This is a genomic window from Parabacteroides sp. AF14-59 (assembly GCF_003479515.1).
Taxonomy (GTDB): domain Bacteria; phylum Bacteroidota; class Bacteroidia; order Bacteroidales; family Tannerellaceae; genus Parabacteroides; species Parabacteroides faecis.
Genome location: NZ_QUHH01000010.1, coordinates 35073 through 52969, shown reverse-complemented (window position 1 = coordinate 52969; position 17897 = coordinate 35073). Strand labels below are relative to the sequence as shown.

Genomic DNA, 17897 nt, shown 5'->3' with positions numbered 1-17897 from the left:
ATATGTAGTATAATGAGAAGATACCTGACACTAATTTGTGTACTTGGTTTTCTAAGTGCATGTAATCATTCTACAGAGAAAAAGACTGGAGTAGAATGGCAAGAAAAAGCGGCTGGAGTATGGAATATTTCTGTCGGGACGCCTGAGAAGGTTAATTTATTGAGTGAATTACACATAACTCCGAAGTTGGATGCTATCCGAAAGATGGGAGATGTTTCACTGCCGGTATCTGAAGAGGATATCAGTTTTGAGCAGATCGACGGAAAGACCTATATCCGTTTTCCGCTGGAGAAAGGGGAAAAGATATTTGGTTTAGGATTGAATTTTAAAACGGTAGAACAGAGAGGGCGTATCATGCGTTTACATGTGGACCATTATGGTGGTAAGGACGATGGCCGTACGCATGCACCTGTTCCTTTCTTTGTCTCTTCCCGGGGGTATGGTGCATTAATCAACTCAGCCCGTTATATAGATGTATGGGTGGGTACTTCCGTGCGTAAAGACAGTAAAAATCCTCCGGTTGTGAGAGACCGGAATAGTGATAAGAATTGGGAAGCTCAGCCTTATTCGGATAATCTGGAGTTTCTGGTACCGTCAGATGGTGTTGAAGTCATTCTTTTCGGCGGACCGACGATGTTAGATGTGGTACGCCGTTTTAACCTCTATAACGGGGGAGGAACATTGCCGCCCCGATGGGGATTAGGATTCTGGCATCGCGTACCTTCCTTATTTTCTGATAAGGATGTGAATGATGAAGTTGCCGAATTTGAAAAGCGTGGTTTTCCTCTGAGTGTGATTGGCCTTGAACCTGGCTGGATGAGCCGTTCATATCCTTGTACCTATGAATGGGATCAGGGACGTTTCCCGGACCCGGAAGGCTTTGTGAATGGATTGAATGATAAGAATATCAAAACAAATGTCTGGATAAACCCATATGTATCTCCTGATGGAGAACTGTATGATAAAATAGAACCCTATACCGGCTCCCATACTGTCTGGTGTGGTATCGTTCCCGATTATTCAATGCCGGAAGCAAAAAAGATCATGACGGAACATTTTGAAAAGCACCAGCTGGATAAAGGCGTTAGCGGATATAAGATGGATGAAAACGATGGCTTCGATTCTTGGCTTTGGCCTGATGTTGCAACCTTCCCATCCGGACATCCAGCCGAACAAATACGTCAGATTTACGGTTCCCTGATGCAGGATATAACCACGCAAATGTATCATAAACGGAATGAACGGACATACGGACTGGTTCGTGCCGGTAATGCAGGAACGTCTTCTTATCCGTATGTAATTTATAATGACTATTATAATCATAAAGATTTTATTACAGCATTGATTAATAGTTCGTTTATCGGAGTTTTGTGGACTCCTGAGGTGCGTGCTTCTAAGACTTCAGAAGAGTGGTTGCGTCGTATGCAGACGGTTTGTTTTTCTTCTTTGGCAATGCTGAATGCCTGGGCAGACGGAACAAAGCCCTGGTCGTTCTCGGATGTGACGGATGAGGTGAATGAGATTGCAAAATTACGTATGCAACTGATCCCTTACCTCTATACGGCTTTTGCCGATTATGCTTTTGAAGGAATACCTCCTGTTCGTGCCATGAATCTGGAAGAAGGTTATCAGGCGGATGCCCAAACAGAAAAAGGGGTGTTGGATGCGACAGCCAATCCGTATGCGATGGCTGTAAGGAAAGAGGTGAAGGACCAGTTTATGGTAGGTCCGAACCTGCTTGTCGCCCCTCTGTTTGCAGGTGAGAAAGAACGTCAGGTGATCCTGCCGCAAGGTAAATGGTATGATTTCTATACAGGAGAGTTTGCTGGAGAAGGAGAGGGGATAACAGTTTCTCCCGGGTTGTCAAAAATTCCGGTATATGTGAAAGATGGAGGTATTATTCCTCTATGGCCGGTCGTGACAAAGGTGAAGGATGAAAAACTGCCGCTGGAAGTACGTCATTATGGCAAAGCAGCTTCTTCTTATAATTTGTATGATGATGACGGGAAAAGTTTTGACTATGAGAAAGGAGACTTCTCCCGTATCGTTCTGAAAGTGGATGTAGATGCGGATGGAAATAAAACGGGAAGAACTGTCATTCCTGAAGGGGCTAAAGTCTGGTCATTCAGTGATTATAATTTCCGCTTTATGACTGTCAAGTGAGTATCGACAACTGCTAATAGTCTGTCGGTGACCAGAGCTGCAAATTATAAAACATCTATATCCGGGATTAGGGCGGTGGTGAAACAGGTTTCCCTAATCCCGGATTATGCAAAATAAATCTCGTATTTTATAAAAGTCTCAACCGGATTGTTTCCTATTTTTACCATTTCAAAGTTTGGAACCCTAATATAACTTGAGATGAATAATCATGTATCGAAAATTTTAGTGATAGCATTGCTTTTACTGAGTGTTGATCAGCTCGTAAAAGGGAAGGATGCAGAGGGGGTTGATGCCATGTCTGGTGCTACCCCGGTAAAGTTGAAAGTAGAGGCGAATGCCGATAAGCAATTGGTGCTGGATGTCTCTTATGAGGAAAATCCAGTTATCCGGGAAGCCCCTTTGGGGCTGAATGTCGACCACCGTCAGCTGGGGAAAGACGTTCAGCTGCTTAACAAGGAAAAAAAGGAAAATAATACGCTTGTCTATGAGTTACAGCAAGCCGACGGAAGCCGTTTTTATATGGATATCCGAATATTTCAGGACGGTATCGCCTTGCGTTACCGTGTTCCGGCAGAGGGACCAGTCTGTATTTACGGAGAGGAAACATCATTTATTTTTCCGTCACAGACGAAAGTCTGGTATGCCAGCGGCCCTTTCCAATATGGCTGGTTACAAGAGTACCAGGAGCGGGAGACCGACCGTATAGAAGGTGAACTACTGGCTCCGCCTGCCACTTTCCATCTGCCGAATGGGATTTATGCAGCGATCACGGAAGCGAATCTGTTCAATTATCATGGAGCCGTACTATTTGGAACAGCTCCGAACAAGGTACAATTCGGTTATGTAGAGAATAAAGGGCATATGGAAACGGGGATAATAACTGGCCTTCCACCTACAAAATTCTGGCATGAAGAAGTTCGTAATGTCCCGTGGATTGTATCTCCGAAAGAGCAGAGTCAGGAAATCGTGACTCCCTGGCGCGTTCTTATGCTGGCAAAAGATCTGAATGGTCTGGTGAACAACCGGATTATCGCTCAGGTATCCGACCAACCGGATAAAACGCTTTTCCCTGACGGGGCAAAGACCGATTGGATCAAACCGGGCAGAGCGACCTTTACCTGGTTGGTGGAAGGCAATGATCGGCTGAGTGTTGCCAATCATAAAAAATATGTGGACGGATGTGCCGAACTGGGTATTGAGTCTGTTGTGGTAGACGACGGCTGGGAGTTGTGGCAGCAAACGGAAAAAGAGGCAAACGGACGAACCAAGTGGGAGATGTTGAAAGACCTGGTAGATTATGCCAAAGCAAAGAATGTAGATATCTGGGTATGGCGTTCTTCGTCTCCCCGGTTTGGTTTTAAATCCGATGTGGGTCTGGTAGATGCGGAAGAGCGTACCGATTTTATGAAGAAGTGTGCGGAAGTAGGAGTGAAAGGTCTGAAAATAGACTTCTTCCATACGGAGAATGTCTTTACGGTCAATCTGATGGAAGATATTCTGAAAGCTGCAGCCAAAGAAAAATTAATGGTCATCTTTCACGGCGTGAATAAACCGACAGGTGATTCGTATACCTATCCGAACTTACTGGCGAAAGAAGCAGTAAGAGGGCTGGAATGTGTAGGCGGAGAGAATAGCTGGGCTCCGGGTCCGCCTTGGCCTTATCATAATACGGTATTGCCGTTTACCCGTTGGCTGGTAGGTCCGGCTGACTATACACCTTTGAATTTCCGTGGTTTTTGTCATCCGTCCGTAACTTTTGGCCACCAACTGTCATCGATCTATATGTTCACTTCTCCGATGTTGATCTTTGCGGCAGACATGGAAGATATGCTGTCGTGCCCTGGTAGATCGTTCATAGAAAGCGTCCCGGTGACCTGGGATGAGACAATCGTGTTGCCGGAAAGCGAGATCGGGCAACTGGCTGCTTTAGCACGGAGAAAGGGAGATGTCTGGTATCTGACCGTTCTCAACGGAGAGACCGCCGGGACATTTGATGCAAAGCTGGATTTCTTGCCAAAAGGTAAATATCATATGGAAATAGCCTCGGATACTCCCGGTAACCGGAAACAGATCGGGGTAAAGAAGAGTAAAATACGTTCCGGACAGCGAATAAAGGAAGAACTAATGTCGGGAGGAGGTTTTGTGGCACGCATATCCGTAAGCGGTAAGCAATAATAATCCACGCAATAGGCAATTATTTGCTATTTCCGGGAGGAAGATGAAGACCTATTTTTGTATTAAATATCATGTACCGCATATATGGGAAGAAAGAGATACTTATTATCACTATTTATTATGTTTTTAGGTTGTTGTCCGGCTATATGCCGGGCGACTCCTTATAATATTGCCCCACTGGCACGGGCATCGGCTTCTTCTTCGATCGATGCCGATCATGGTGCGGTTAAGGCGATCGACGGAGTGATACGGGTACCGGGGAAAGGAGAGTGGGTATCTGCCAGTACGGAAACATTCTGGGGGCAGATTGACTACCCCTGGATACAGCTGGACTGGGAACGTCCGGTGAACATTGATAAGGTTATTTTATATGACCGTCCGAGTATGAATGCACATATTGCCGGTGGCGTATTGCATTTCAGTGACGGCACTAAGATCAATGTCTGGGGGATGGCGAACGACGGTACTCCTAAAGAGGTCGAATTTGAACCGCGGGAGGTGGAATGGATACGATTTGAGGTGACGGATGCTGCCGGTACACAGGTGGGACTATCGGAGATCGAGGTCTTTCCTTCTCCTGAAGATTATACGGATCATGTATCCTGGGTCAATCCTTATATCGAGACTGCCCGGGGACGTTACTTCTTCTTTATCACAGGAAATCAGCCATACGGGATGATAGGCGCTGCACCGCTGACAAGAAATAAAAATCAATACGGAGGCGGTTACAATTATAACTCTTCGGAAGTTTTGGGTTTTCCGCAGATCCATTGCTGGATGCTTTCCGGGTTGACGGTGATGCCGGTGACGGGAGAGGTGGATCCGACAGGTGGGGAACAGTCCTGGAAATCTCCTTTCCTACATCAGGGAGAGATCGTCCAGCCGGGCTATCACAGGCTTTTTCTGGATAAATATAACGTATGGGTAGAACAAACGGCTACCGATCGTGTCAGTTTCTACCGGTTCACTTATACGGAAGAGAATCTGGCCGATATATTGTTGAATCTGGGTGGTTATGTCGGTACTTCGACCATGGTAAATGCGCACGTCTATAAAAAAGGAAATGATGGTGTGGAAGGCTATTTTGATACGACCGGACGACTGTGGGGTGGTCCCGATGTGGTCAGGATCTATTTTGCCATTACCTTCGATACTCCTTTCCAATCACTGGACGGGTGGGTAGGTTCGGAACAGTTCAAAGACATAAATGAGTTGCAAGGGGCAAAAGAGAGTACTCCGAGAAATCCCGGAATGAGTTACCATGACGCTCCTGTTTCCGGCGTGAAAGCGAATTATCGGGTACAGCCGGGAGAACAGTTACAGATGAAGGTCGCTATCTCTTATGTGAGCACGGAGAATGCTTGGGATAACCTGAAGCAGGATTGCGACCATTGGGATTTTGACCGGGTACGACAGGCATCCCAGCAGGAATGGAATGAATGGTTGGGCCGAATCGACGTAAAAGGAGGCAGTCATGACCAGCAGATGAAGTTCTATACAGACTTATGGCACTCTTTACTGGGAAGGCATAAACTGGATGATGCCAACGGCGAATATCCGGATTATACGGATGGAACCCGGGAAGGGGCACAGACGAAAAATATCCGTTTCCATGTGCGTCAGTTGGCGAAGGACGGACAGGGAAAGGTGAAACATCATATGTACAACTCAGATGCGTTCTGGTTGACACAGTGGAATCTAAATACACTTTGGGGATTGGCTTATCCTTCCGTACTGGATGATTTTGCCGCTTCTTTGCTGGAATATGATGCCAATGGAAACTTGCTTCCTCGCGGACCTTGTGCCGGCGGATATTCGTATATAATGACCGGATGTCCGGCAACCTCTCTTATCACGAGTGCTTTTCAGAAAGGACTTGTCCGGAAATGGGATTCGCGAAAGGCTTTCAAAGCAATGAAACGGAACCATTCCAAAGGAGGAATGCTGGCATTGGGTATGGATAAGGAACTGGACTTTTATGTACGTAACGGATATTGTCCCGGTAATGCTGGCTTGACTATCCAGTGGGCTTTTGAGGACTGGGCTTTGGCTGAAATGGCTGCTAAACTGGGAAAGAAAAGCGATTCGGATTACTTCCGTAAACGGGCTACAGGCTGGCCGGCTTCCTTCAATAAGGAACTGGGGTTGATCCTGCCGAAGAATGCTGCCGGCGAATGGGTACATACCGATCCTTTAAGCGGCAACGGATATATAGAGGCAAACGCCTGGCAGGCTACGTTCGGGCTTTCGCACGATATCCCCGCATTGGCAAAGATGATGGGAGGAAACGACAGTCTTTGCAATAAGCTGGACTTTGCTTTCAGGGAGTCGGAATCGACGGATTTCGTCTATGGATATGGGAGTGGCTATGTCAGTTATGCGAACCAACCCGGATGCTCCAACGCCCATGTCTTCTCGCATGCCGGAAAACCCTGGCTGACCCAATACTGGGTGCGTCGTGTGAAAGAACAGGCTTATGGGGCGGTAACTCCCGACAGAGGATATGGCGGACATGATGAGGACCAGGGACAGATGGGGGGAGTAAGCTCTCTGATGGCGATCGGATTGTTTGCGTTGGATGGTGGTTCTGCCCGCGATCCGCAATATGATATAACAAGCCCTGTATTTGACGAAGTGACCATCTCGTTGGATCCCGATTACTATCAGGGAGGAACCTTTAAAATAAAGACATACAATAACTCGAAGGCAAATTGTTACATACAGCGTGCTTGTTTGAACGGGAAAGAGTATAATTCTTATCAGATACCTCACGCTGTCTTTTCTGGCGGAGGATTGTTGGAGTTGTGGTTGGGCGATACGCCGAATAAGGATTGGGGACGATGAAGAAAGAAAGTTTGTTCATTATAGCACTGACCGGGTTGCTACTGGGTAGCGGTTGCCGGTCTTTGTCTCCGGAAGAGAACTGTCGGTATCAGTCGGAGGCGGTAGGTCTACGGATCATATCGGCTGATAGTTCCTGGGTGACCGGGCATTCCTGCTTTCAGGTGGACGGGCATTTTGTCTGGGGGGCATCACCTATTCAAGGGGAAGACGGTAAATACTATCTTGTTTTTACCGGGTTTGAGACGGGTACTTATAAGTTTTCCGATGCCTGGGTATTGGGTTCAAAACTGGGACTTGCCGTGTCCGACAGGCCCGACGGCGGTTTCCGTTTCCTCGGGTTCTTCCTGAATCCGGACGGATATGCTCCCGATACCTCATCATGGGATGCCCAGACAGTCCATAACCCGCATATACGGCGGTTCAACGGTAAATATTATCTGTATTATATCGGAGGAACTGATCCTGCAGGACAGGTTCCCATACGATGTTCTTCCGGTGAGCTCGACCGGCGTAGTCGTATCCAGCAGTGGCTGAAAATCGGGGTAATAGAGTTCGAGTCGTTCGATCGCCTGTTGAAAGGAGACTATACTCATTTCGACAGGCCTTTGTTGATACCCCGAACCCGGGTGAAACAGGATGCTATCGTAGACCCTTCCCCCGAGGGAACGAAACCGTTGCCGGATAATATTATCGTAGTGAATCCTTCGGTCGTTTATCGTCCTTCCGATCAGAAATATCTGCTTTATTTCAAAGGGAATATCTATGACCCTACCTGGAGAGGTGTGCACGGGGTGGCTATCGGCGATTCGCCGGTGGGGCCGTTCGTCCCCCTCGACCGGGAGATATTTACCGTAGAGACGACAGGTGGCGAGAAGTTATCTGCCGAAGATCCTTATGTCTGGTATAATCAGACCGACAAACTCTTTTATGCCATATTCAAGGACTTTACCGGGAAGTTCACGAAAGGAGAGCCTTCTCTGGCCCTGATGTATTCGAAAGACGGTATCGACTGGTTGCTGCCTGAGCACTCCCGGTTCCTCAAAAAAGAGTTGATACTGGACTCCGGCGATACTATTCGGGTAGACCGTCTGGAACGTCCGCAACTATTGTTGGATGATAAGGGGAATCCTTTGATATTATACGCTGCCTGTGCAGTTGTCGATGTCAATCCACGTACGGACGGAGGATGTTTTAATGTACAGATCCCGCTGAAACGGATGACAGGGAAATAAAACGATTATTAATCATAAGGTCGCCGGATATATATTTGAGTATCTTTGGGGGACTTATACATATGTTGAATTTTACCATGAAAAAGACAATCTCTTTATTTCTCCTTCTGGGAGGATTTTTCTTATCCGGGCTGACTGCTAACGCCCAGAATACCCTCTCCTTGCCGGAGATGGATTTATCTCTTGCCTATCAGCAGTACGGCTCGCCTATGAAGAATGCGGCAGTTACCGGCGAAGCGTTGACGATAGCCGGTGAACAGTTTAAACAAGGAGTCGGCGTACAGGCAAACAGTAAGATCAAACTGAGCCTGCGTAACAACACCTCCCAATTTACTTGCAAGGTGGGGGTGAACGATCGTTCGCTCGATTACAGGAAAGAAGATTTCAGTAAGATACCTATGACGGACGGGACGATGCTGTTCTACCGGACAGATGGTACCGGAGGGAAGAAACAGTTTGTCGGAGTAGGTTCCGGTGACGGTTCCCTGGGGAAAGGGAGTGTTGTCTTCCGTCTGGTAGGTGACGGGAAAGAGATGTATAACAGCGGGATGGTTCGTGGAGGTGAGAAAGCCCGTGAAGTATCGTTGAACGTATCCGGGGTGGATGTCCTGGAGCTGATCGTGGAAGATGGCGGAGACGGTGTAAGCGGCGACCATGCCGACTGGATCGAGCCGGTCTTCTCTTACAACGAGATCAAACCATCGCTGGTTAATGCCGATTATAAAGGAGCTGTCGAAACGATGCCGGCAGCGGTGGAAAAGAAATTACGTAATAAGATCGCCACATTACCGGTTATCGATCTGCCGGTGGCACGTCCCGGGAAGGATTGGCTGCTCGATGCCAAAGGGGTGAAAGCCGGTATCTTCCAGACGCATAACGGAAAAGATATTGTCCTTTCCAACGGCCTGGTAAGCCGTGTTTTCCGTGTCTACCCGAACCTGGCAACGGTCGACCTGATCAATCAGATGACCGGTGAAAGCATGCTGCGTGCCGTCAGCAATGAAGGTATTCTGAAGATAGACGATAAGGTGTATACGTTGGGCGGCCTCGACGGGCAGTTCGAATACGGATATACCCAATATAAATGGATCGACAGCCTGACCATCCTGCCGAACTCGTTCCGGGTGACAGGATTCGATATTACCGAACTGGCACCTCGTATCGACTGGGCGAACAAACGCTGGTCGCTGGTGAAGCCGGGTGAAACGACCGGGAAGGTACTCTCTTTCTATCTCGAAGGACCGGACTACCTGAAAGGGGTAAAGGTGAAACTCAACTACGCCCTCTATGACGGCATCCCTTGCATCAGTAAATGGATGGAGATCGAGAATACAAGCGACATGCGTATTACGCTCGACGAATTTACGCTGGAGCAGTTGGCTATGGCGGAACCCGAGTCTCCGGTGGAAGCCAAGCGTCCCGAACAATTCCTGAAACCCAATATCCATGTCGAAAGTGACTGGGCGTTCCTGGGCTTTACCGAGCGGGAAGCCGATCGGACCGAGTTCTGGAATACCGACCCGCGCTATACTTCCCAGTGCAACTATCCCTTGCTCACCCCTTGCCTGCTGGAGGTAAAGCTCCCGATGGGACCGGATGAAGATATTGCTGCCGGTGGCAAGTTCAGGAGTTTCCGCACCTGGCTGATGCCTTTCGACAGCGACGACCGTGACCGGAAAGGTCTTTTCCTGAAACGGATGTACCGTAAGATAGCTCCGTGGACGACCGAGAATCCGATCTTCCTCCATTGTGTATCGTCAGACCCGAAGGTGGTGAAGACGGCTATTGACCAGTGTGCGGAGACCGGTTATGAGATGGTTATCCTCAGTTTCGGCTCCGGACTGAATATGGAGGATGAGAGTGAAGCCAACATTGTCAAGTTTAAGGAATTTACCGAATATGCCAACTCCAAAGGCATCGAACTGGGCGGTTATTCCCTGCTGTCGAGCCGCTGGATCAGTGATGAGGTGGATGTTATCAACCCGGAAACAGGAAAGCGCGGAGGCATGATCTTCGGTAGTTCGCCTTGTCTTTCCAGCGAGTGGGGGTATGACTATTTCCGCAAGATACGCTCTTTCTACGAGAAGACGGGAATGACGGTCTTTGAGAACGACGGCTCTTATCCGGGCAACGTCTGTGCTTCGACCAGCCATGCCCATCATAAGGGTTTGAAAGATTCCCAGTGGAAACAACGCCAGCAGATCGTGAACCTCTACCAATGGATGTGTGAGAAAGGTATTTATACGAATATCCCCGACTTCGGTTATATGCTGAACGGTGGGACGAAGGTCGGTATCGGTTACCGGGAGGTGAACTGGTCGCTTCCGCGTGAGCGGCAGTTGGTTCTGGGACGCCAGGTGATGTACGACGGCCTGTGGGAACGTCTGCCGGGTATGTGCTGGACATTCGTTCCGCTAACCCAATATCATGGCGGTGGGGCAGCCGCCACACTCGAGCCTTTGAAAGATCATATCCCCGACTATAAAGCACACATGATCCAGAACTATGGGGCCGGTGTACAGGCTTGTTACCGTGGTCCCCGTTTGTACGATACCCCGGAGACGAAAGCTGCCGTGGTGGAGGTGATCGACTGGTACAAGAAATACCGGAATATCCTGAACAGCGAACTGATTCACCTGCGCCGTGCCGACGGACGTGACTGGGATGGCTTTATGCATGTCGATCCGCAAGGAAAGGAGAAAGGCTTTGCCTTGTTGTTCAACCCGACCGACCAGGCTATCACCCGTACCATCCAGCTTCCGCTTTATTACACCGGCCTCTCCGATGTGGCGAAGATCAGGGAGAAAGAGAATGCTCCGGTTACCTATAAGCTGAACAGAGACTATACGGTAGATATCAAGGTGACTATTCCCGCCCGAGGAAATACATGGCTGGTGGTTGAAAAATAATTTACCTTGTTTTTTCAACGTCATATATTTTATATTGTGATAGAATGAAAGGGATCAGGACTGATACGCAGTCCTGGTCCCTTTTACATATGTATGTGAGCACCGTCGGAATAGTAGTGCAAAAGGAGTTGAAACAGCTATTCCGCCAACAAAAAGTAAATGATAATAAGTTTTGCATAAGCAACTTAAGAAGATATTATTATCTTTGATGAATAGAATTATCGAAAGAAAAGTTTATCCGGTAAGCAGAGGATAAACACTTTTATAAGGCACTTATGATACTGGTCAGCCGGATTTGAATCTTAAATACTAAGTATATGAAACAATTACTATTTACTTTGTTGGGTTTGTTAACCTTCGGAGGCTTGCAAGCTCAGAGCATACCTGCCAGCGAACTGTATGGTTTGGGTTCCTGGGATGCTGACTCGTTGGGAAATCACCGCGTTGTCGTAGCGGTGGAGAAGCCGGCAGACGCAGTGCTTGCAACTGTAGAATGGCGTCGCCGCGATCTGAATCCGGAAGATAAGAACCTGATCGTTGTGGATGCAGCTACCGGGAAGCAGGTTACGAACGTTTGCCGCTTTACGGTGAATCGGGAGAAAGGAGAAATCGCTTTCCAGCCACAGACCGTTCCGGGAACCTATTATATTTATTACCTGAAGAATGTGATGAGCGGCAGTCGTTATTATCCGACCGTCGATTACCCTCCTTTTGAAAATACGGCTTCACCCGAGTGGATGAAGAAGAATAAGTTGTCAGGGAAGAAAGCCCCTTCGTTGCCTGCGGCTAAGGTGGTGCAATTCCAGGCGATTGATCAGTTGAACAGCTTCTACCCGATGGAGGTGATCGCAACGGCAGCAGAGACTGCCCGATTGTTGAAAGAACATCCTTCCGGGAAGTATATCCTGTTTACCGAAGACCGGAAATATCCGATCCGCATGACTACCGATATTCCCTATAAATGGATTGAGGAAGACCGTCATGACCGATTCACCGGGCAGGCAGATAAAGGCGAATATTATGTGTTCCAGTTGGGAGTATGGGCGGCCCGTTCCAATGTGGAGAACCTGCATGTCGACTTTTCCGGTCTGGCTAATGCGGCGACGGGCGAACAAATCCCGGCTTCTTCTTTCACTTGCTTCAATACGGAAGGGACAGATGTGACCGGTACTGTCTTCAAAAAGAACTGTTCGGTGGATAAAGGGAAGGTCCAGGCCTTATGGATCGGAACCCAGCTGCCGGAACATCTCTCTGCGGGAACTTATCAGGGAACAGTAACCGTGTCTGCAGCGAATGCGGAAACTAAAACGGTACAGGTCGCTTTGAATGTTTCGGAGAATGTGATTGCCGATCATGGGGACAACGAACCCTGGCGTCATTCCCGCCTGCGCTGGCTGAACTCACAGATCGGTTTTGACGATGAAGTGATCGCCCCCTATACACCGTTGGTACTGAAGGATAAAACCATTCGTTGCCTGGGACGTGAAGTGACGCTCTCTCCTTTAGGCTTGCCTGCAAATATTACCAGTTATTTTAAAGAAACGATGACCGGCATCGGCAGCGACGGCCGTTCCATACTGGCAGCCCCGATGGAACTGGCTGCTGACGGCGGTGCGTGGGAGAACCTGAATTTTGAGATTACGAAACATAAACAGGGAACTATTGCCTGGAAGGCTCTGAATCAGAACAGTCGTTTCCTGATGGATCTGGAAGGAAAGATGGAATCGGATGGAAATATCGAATATAAAGTGACTCTGGTTGCCCGCGAAGATGCGGCTGTGGAAGATATCGGCCTGCGAACCCATCTGGCTTCCGGTATTGGCCGTTATATGATGGGGTTGGGTGAAAAAGGCGGTTATTGTCCGAAAGATATCCGTTGGAAATGGGATGTGGAAAAAAATCAGGATGGACCGTGGATAGGAGATGTCAACGCCGGACTTCAGATCCGTTTCTATGACGATACATACGAACGTCCGTTGAATACGAACTTCTACCACCAGAAACCGTTGCACATGCCTGTTTCCTGGTGTAACAACGGGAACGGAGGTATCGATATCAATCAGGCTGCCGACGGGACACGCATCAATGCTTATTCCGGTAAGCGGCAGGTGAAGAAAGGCGATAAGTTGTACTATTATTTCAATGTGGCTATTACTCCGTTCCGTACGATCGACACGGATAAGCAATGGCGTGAACGCTACTATCATAGTTATGATTTTATAGAGAAGGTTGAAAAGGTGGGTGCTAATGTGATTAATATACATCATGCAAACGGCATCAATCCTTTTATTAACTATCCGTTCCTGCGGACAAAGGAGATGAAAGCTTATATCGACGGTGCTCATGCACGGGATATGAAGGTGAAAATTTATAATACGGTGCGTGAACTGTCTAATAGTTGTGTGGAGATGTACGCTTTGCGCAGTTTGGGGAATGAAATATTTTCGGAGGGGCCCGGCGGAGGCTTCTCCTGGTTGCAGGAACATCTGGATCCGAATTATATAGGTGCCTGGTTTGTGCCTCATCTGAAAGATGCGGCAATCGTTAACAGCGGTGTTTCCCGCTGGCACAATTATTATCTGGAGGGTCTGGATTGGCTGGTTCGGCACGTCGGTATCGACGGGTTGTATATCGACGACCTGGCGTTCGACCGTATGACGATGAAACGCATCCGTAAGATACTGAATCGTTCGAATCTGGGAGCGATGATCGACCTGCATTCGGCGAACCAGTATAATCCGAGGGATGGTTTTGCCAATAGTGCGAATCTTTATCTCGAACATTTTCCTTATCTCGATCGCCTGTGGTTCGGTGAGTATTTCAACTATGATTATCCTCCCGAGTTCTGGTTGATAGAGGTTTCAGGTATCCCTTACGGTCTGATGGGGGAAATGCTGGAAGGTGGCGGTAACCCGTGGCGCGGTATGCTGTATGGAATGACAGGACGTAGTCCCCGTGTGGATAACGGACCGTTATGGAAATTGTGGGATTCATTCGGTATGCAAAAGAGCGAAATGATCGGTTACTGGGTGAAAGATAATCCGGTGAAGACAAACAGTGAAAAGACGTTGGCTACCGTTTACCGTCATATGGGAGATAAGACGTTGATCTCATTGGCAACCTGGGAAGATACAGATGCGAAAGTAACGCTTTCCATCGATTGGGCTAAACTCGGTCTGGATGCTTCTAAAGTGACATTACATGCTCCCTCTGTCGAGAATTTCCAACAGGAAGCCAGTTGGAGACCCGGTGATGAAATGGTTGTACCCAAAGGCAAGGGACTATTAATTATTGTGAAATAAAGTCTTCCGACATAGTATAATTTATCCGGAATGTACTCCTTATATATAAATGAATTACCATGAAAAAGATTCTCATCCTTCTTTGTGCAACCTCTTTGTTGCAACCTTTATTTGCACAGCAGCAAGCAACTGTGACAGAGACGGTACAGACAGTTAAAACCTATCCGTTCTCTGATCCCGACCCTGTGGCAGATCCTTCCGATCTGTTCTATCCTTATTTCCGCTTTGACGGTTTCTCCGCTGAAGGGATCGATAAACAATGGAAAGTCGTTTCGCTTGAAAACGACTATATCAAGCTGACGCTCTTCCCGGAAATCGGAGGAAAGATATGGGGGGCGACGGATAAAACGACCGGAAAGGAGTTTATCTATAACAACCATGTCGTGAAGTTTCGCGATATAGCCATGCGCGGTCCCTGGACATCGGGGGGGATCGAGTTTAATTTCGGTATTATCGGCCATGCTCCGACTTCCAGTACGCCGGTAGACTATGTGACCCGGCAGAAGCCGGACGGAAGTGTGAGTTGCTATGTATCCTCTTATGAACTGGTTACCCGGACACTTTGGACCGTGGAAGTGAATCTGCCGAAAGATAAAGCTTATTTTACGACAACGACGACCTGGCATAACGGTTCTTCCATCGATCAGCCTTACTATCAGTGGATGAATGCCGGATATGCGGCAGCAGGAAATGCGCAGTTCTGTTATCCGGGAACCAATTATATCGGGCATGGCGGCGAACTCCATTCGTTTCCTTTGGATGAACAGGGCCGGGATATCTCCTGGTATGAAAAGAATGATTTCGGCAATTCCAAATCATACCATATAGTAGGAAAATATAACGATTTCTATGGTGCTTACTGGCATGAGTATGATTTCGGTTCGATCCATCATGCCGATTATGACGAGAAGCTGGGTATGAAGATCTTCCTTTGGGGACTTTCCCGTGAAGGAGGTATCTGGGAAGATCTGTTGACCGATACCGACGGTCAGTATATCGAATTGCAATCCGGACGTATGTATAACCAACCGGCTTCCAATAGCAGTTTTACTCCTTATAAACATACGGCATTCGGTCCGCAGGGTACCGACCGGTGGACGGAGTATTGGTTCCCGGTAAAAGGAATAAAAGGAGTTTCGAAAGCCAGCCGTGTCGGGGCGCTTAACGTGTTGAGGGAAGATGGCTTCCTGAAGTTGTATTTTTCTCCTTTGCAGAAACTGTCTACGACGCTGAAGGTCTGTGAAGGAGACAAAGAAGTACGTTCCGTCCCGTTGAATTGCGGTGTGCTTGAAACATGGAAAGATTCAATCCCTTTGAGTGAAGCAGGCGCTGCCGGAAAACTGAAAGTAGTGGTAGGAGAAGATTTATTGGTGTATTCGGAAGTCCCGTCGGATAATATAATCAATCGTCCGAAACAGTTGCCTGCCGACTTTGACTGGAACTCGGTGTATGGTCTTTATACGCAGGGAGAACAGTGGATGAATCAAAAAGTACTTGATAAAGCAGAGACGTTTTTATTGGCATCTCTGGATAAAGATCCTTATTTCGTACCTGCGCTGACAGACCTGGCTTCCCTGTATTATCGCCAGGGGCGTTATGACGAGGCTCTTGCCCGTTGTAAAACGGCGTTGAGCATTAACACGTATGATGGAGACGTCAATTATCTGTATGGGTTATGCAATAGGGCGCTGGGGAATAACACGGATGCCAAAGACGGCTTTTCGATAGCATCCTATTCGCCGGGCGTACGCAGTGCTGCTTATGAAAAATTAGCCGAAATGTTCCTGATCGATAAGAATTGGGCGAAGGCGGAACATTATGCATTGAAGAGTAAAGACTTCAACCGGATGAACCTGACTGCCGACCATGTGTTAATGGTGGTCTACCGTAAGACTGATCGACCGGAAAAAGCAAAAGCACTTATCGAGTCGTTGTTGGAAGACCTTCCGTTATATCATGCCGCACGTTTTGAACAGCTCTATCTGGGTGAAGGTTCCGGACATCCGATCGATGATTTCCAGTCGTTGATACGTAATGAACTGCCGTTTGAAACCTATATGGAGTTGTCTGAATGGTATGAGTCGGTTGGGTGCACGGAAGAAGCGCTGTCTCTTTTGTCATGCGCGGGTAGTTATCCGGTTGCCCTTTACAAACAGGCTTACTTGTTGCACCGGACAGGCAACGAGGATGAAAGTCAGCAGATGTTGGAACGAGTTGCCGGGATGTCCCCCGCGATGGTATTCCCTTTCCGTCCCTCCTCTTTGAAAGCGCTGGAATGGGCGAGGACAGTGCGCCCGGACTGGAAGATCGATTATTATGAAGGGCTGATCCGGTGGGCCAATCAGGATAAGGCAAAGGCGTTCGCGTTGTTTGAGCGTTGTGGCGACGTGGACTATGCGCCGTTCTATTTGACCCGTGCCTCTTTGAAAGAAGGTGAATCCCGGTTGGCCGATCTGTTGAAAGCGGAACAGGTCGGGCTGTCATGGCGTACCGGTTTTGCCTTGATCAACTATTATGTAGCCGGCAACCAATGGCAGAAAGCAGTCGAGACGGGAAAGAAGTATATGAAGAAGTATCCGTCGAACTATTATATCGGTTTGAAATATGCGAAGGCATTGTGTGAAACGGGCGAGTATCAGTCATGTATCTCCTTGTTGAGCCGGATGCAAGTACTTCCGAATGAAGGCTCGTATGCCGGACGGGCTGTTTACCGGGAGGCTAATTTATATCGGGCAATGGAACAGTTGGGCCGTAAAAATTATAAGCAAGCGGTGAAAAGCGTGGAGGCCTCCAAGGAATGGCCGGAAAATCTGGGGGTCGGGAAACCTTATGACAACATGATCGACAGCCGTCTGGAAGATTATATGGAAGCGAAAGCGATGGCAGGACAGGGGGATGACCGGAAAGCTGTTGCCTTATTCGCTGCTGTAGCCGGATATAAGACATCACGTTCGTATTTCGGTTCCGGTAACTTGTTAAGTGCGCTGGCTTTGCGTGAGTCAGGAAAGGAGCCGGAAGCAGACCGTATGGTAACTGCCTGGAGTACGGATTTTCCGGAAAACCGTATTGTACAATGGTGTACTGCTATTTATCGGGGAGAAAGAGAAAAGGCTGCGGGGATGATTAAATCACGGAATGATCAGGCGGATACGACACCCTGGGAAACCTCTTTCCGTGATTCCGATTTTGACCTGATCGTACGCCTGTTTTCAATAGCCGGATTATAATCCGGTATAAAAGGCTTAGTTCTTGTCAGCCCTGTTATCGGCTTT

At 48.1% G+C, this 17897-nt stretch carries 7 protein-coding genes; all 7 read left to right on the top strand.

The annotated features are described in order from the left end of the window. The first annotated feature begins 12 nt into the window (after positions 1-12). A complete protein-coding gene (locus DWW23_RS12465; protein WP_122353707.1) occupies positions 13-2163 on the top strand; it encodes a TIM-barrel domain-containing protein in 2151 nt (716 codons plus the stop codon). A gap of 198 nt (positions 2164-2361) precedes the next feature. Further along, positions 2362-4338 (top strand): glycoside hydrolase family 97 protein, encoded by a 1977-nt coding sequence (locus DWW23_RS12460; protein ID WP_122353618.1) that lies wholly within the window; start codon positions 2362-2364, stop codon positions 4336-4338. A gap of 120 nt (positions 4339-4458) precedes the next feature. After that, positions 4459-7182 carry a GH92 family glycosyl hydrolase gene (locus DWW23_RS12455; protein WP_187576540.1) on the top strand — a complete coding sequence of 908 codons (2724 nt, stop codon included), beginning with the start codon at positions 4459-4461 and terminating at the stop codon, positions 7180-7182. Next, positions 7179-8414, top strand: a complete 1236-nt coding sequence (locus DWW23_RS12450; RefSeq protein ID WP_122353616.1) for a glycoside hydrolase family protein — start codon at positions 7179-7181, stop codon at positions 8412-8414. Before DWW23_RS12455 ends, DWW23_RS12450 begins: the two co-directional genes overlap by 4 nt. 77 nt (positions 8415-8491) lie before the next feature. After that, positions 8492-11323 carry an NPCBM/NEW2 domain-containing protein gene (locus DWW23_RS12445; RefSeq protein WP_122353706.1) on the top strand — a complete coding sequence of 944 codons (2832 nt, stop codon included), beginning with the start codon at positions 8492-8494 and terminating at the stop codon, positions 11321-11323. A gap of 317 nt (positions 11324-11640) precedes the next feature. Further along, positions 11641-14625: a glycoside hydrolase domain-containing protein gene (locus DWW23_RS12440; RefSeq protein ID WP_122353615.1), complete on the top strand. Its 2985-nt coding sequence runs from the start codon at positions 11641-11643 to the stop codon at positions 14623-14625. Positions 14626-14684: 59 nt separating this feature from the next. After that, complete coding sequence (locus DWW23_RS12435; RefSeq protein ID WP_122353614.1) at positions 14685-17852, top strand: DUF5107 domain-containing protein; 3168 nt, start codon at positions 14685-14687, stop codon at positions 17850-17852. The last annotated feature ends 45 nt before the right edge of the window (positions 17853-17897 follow it).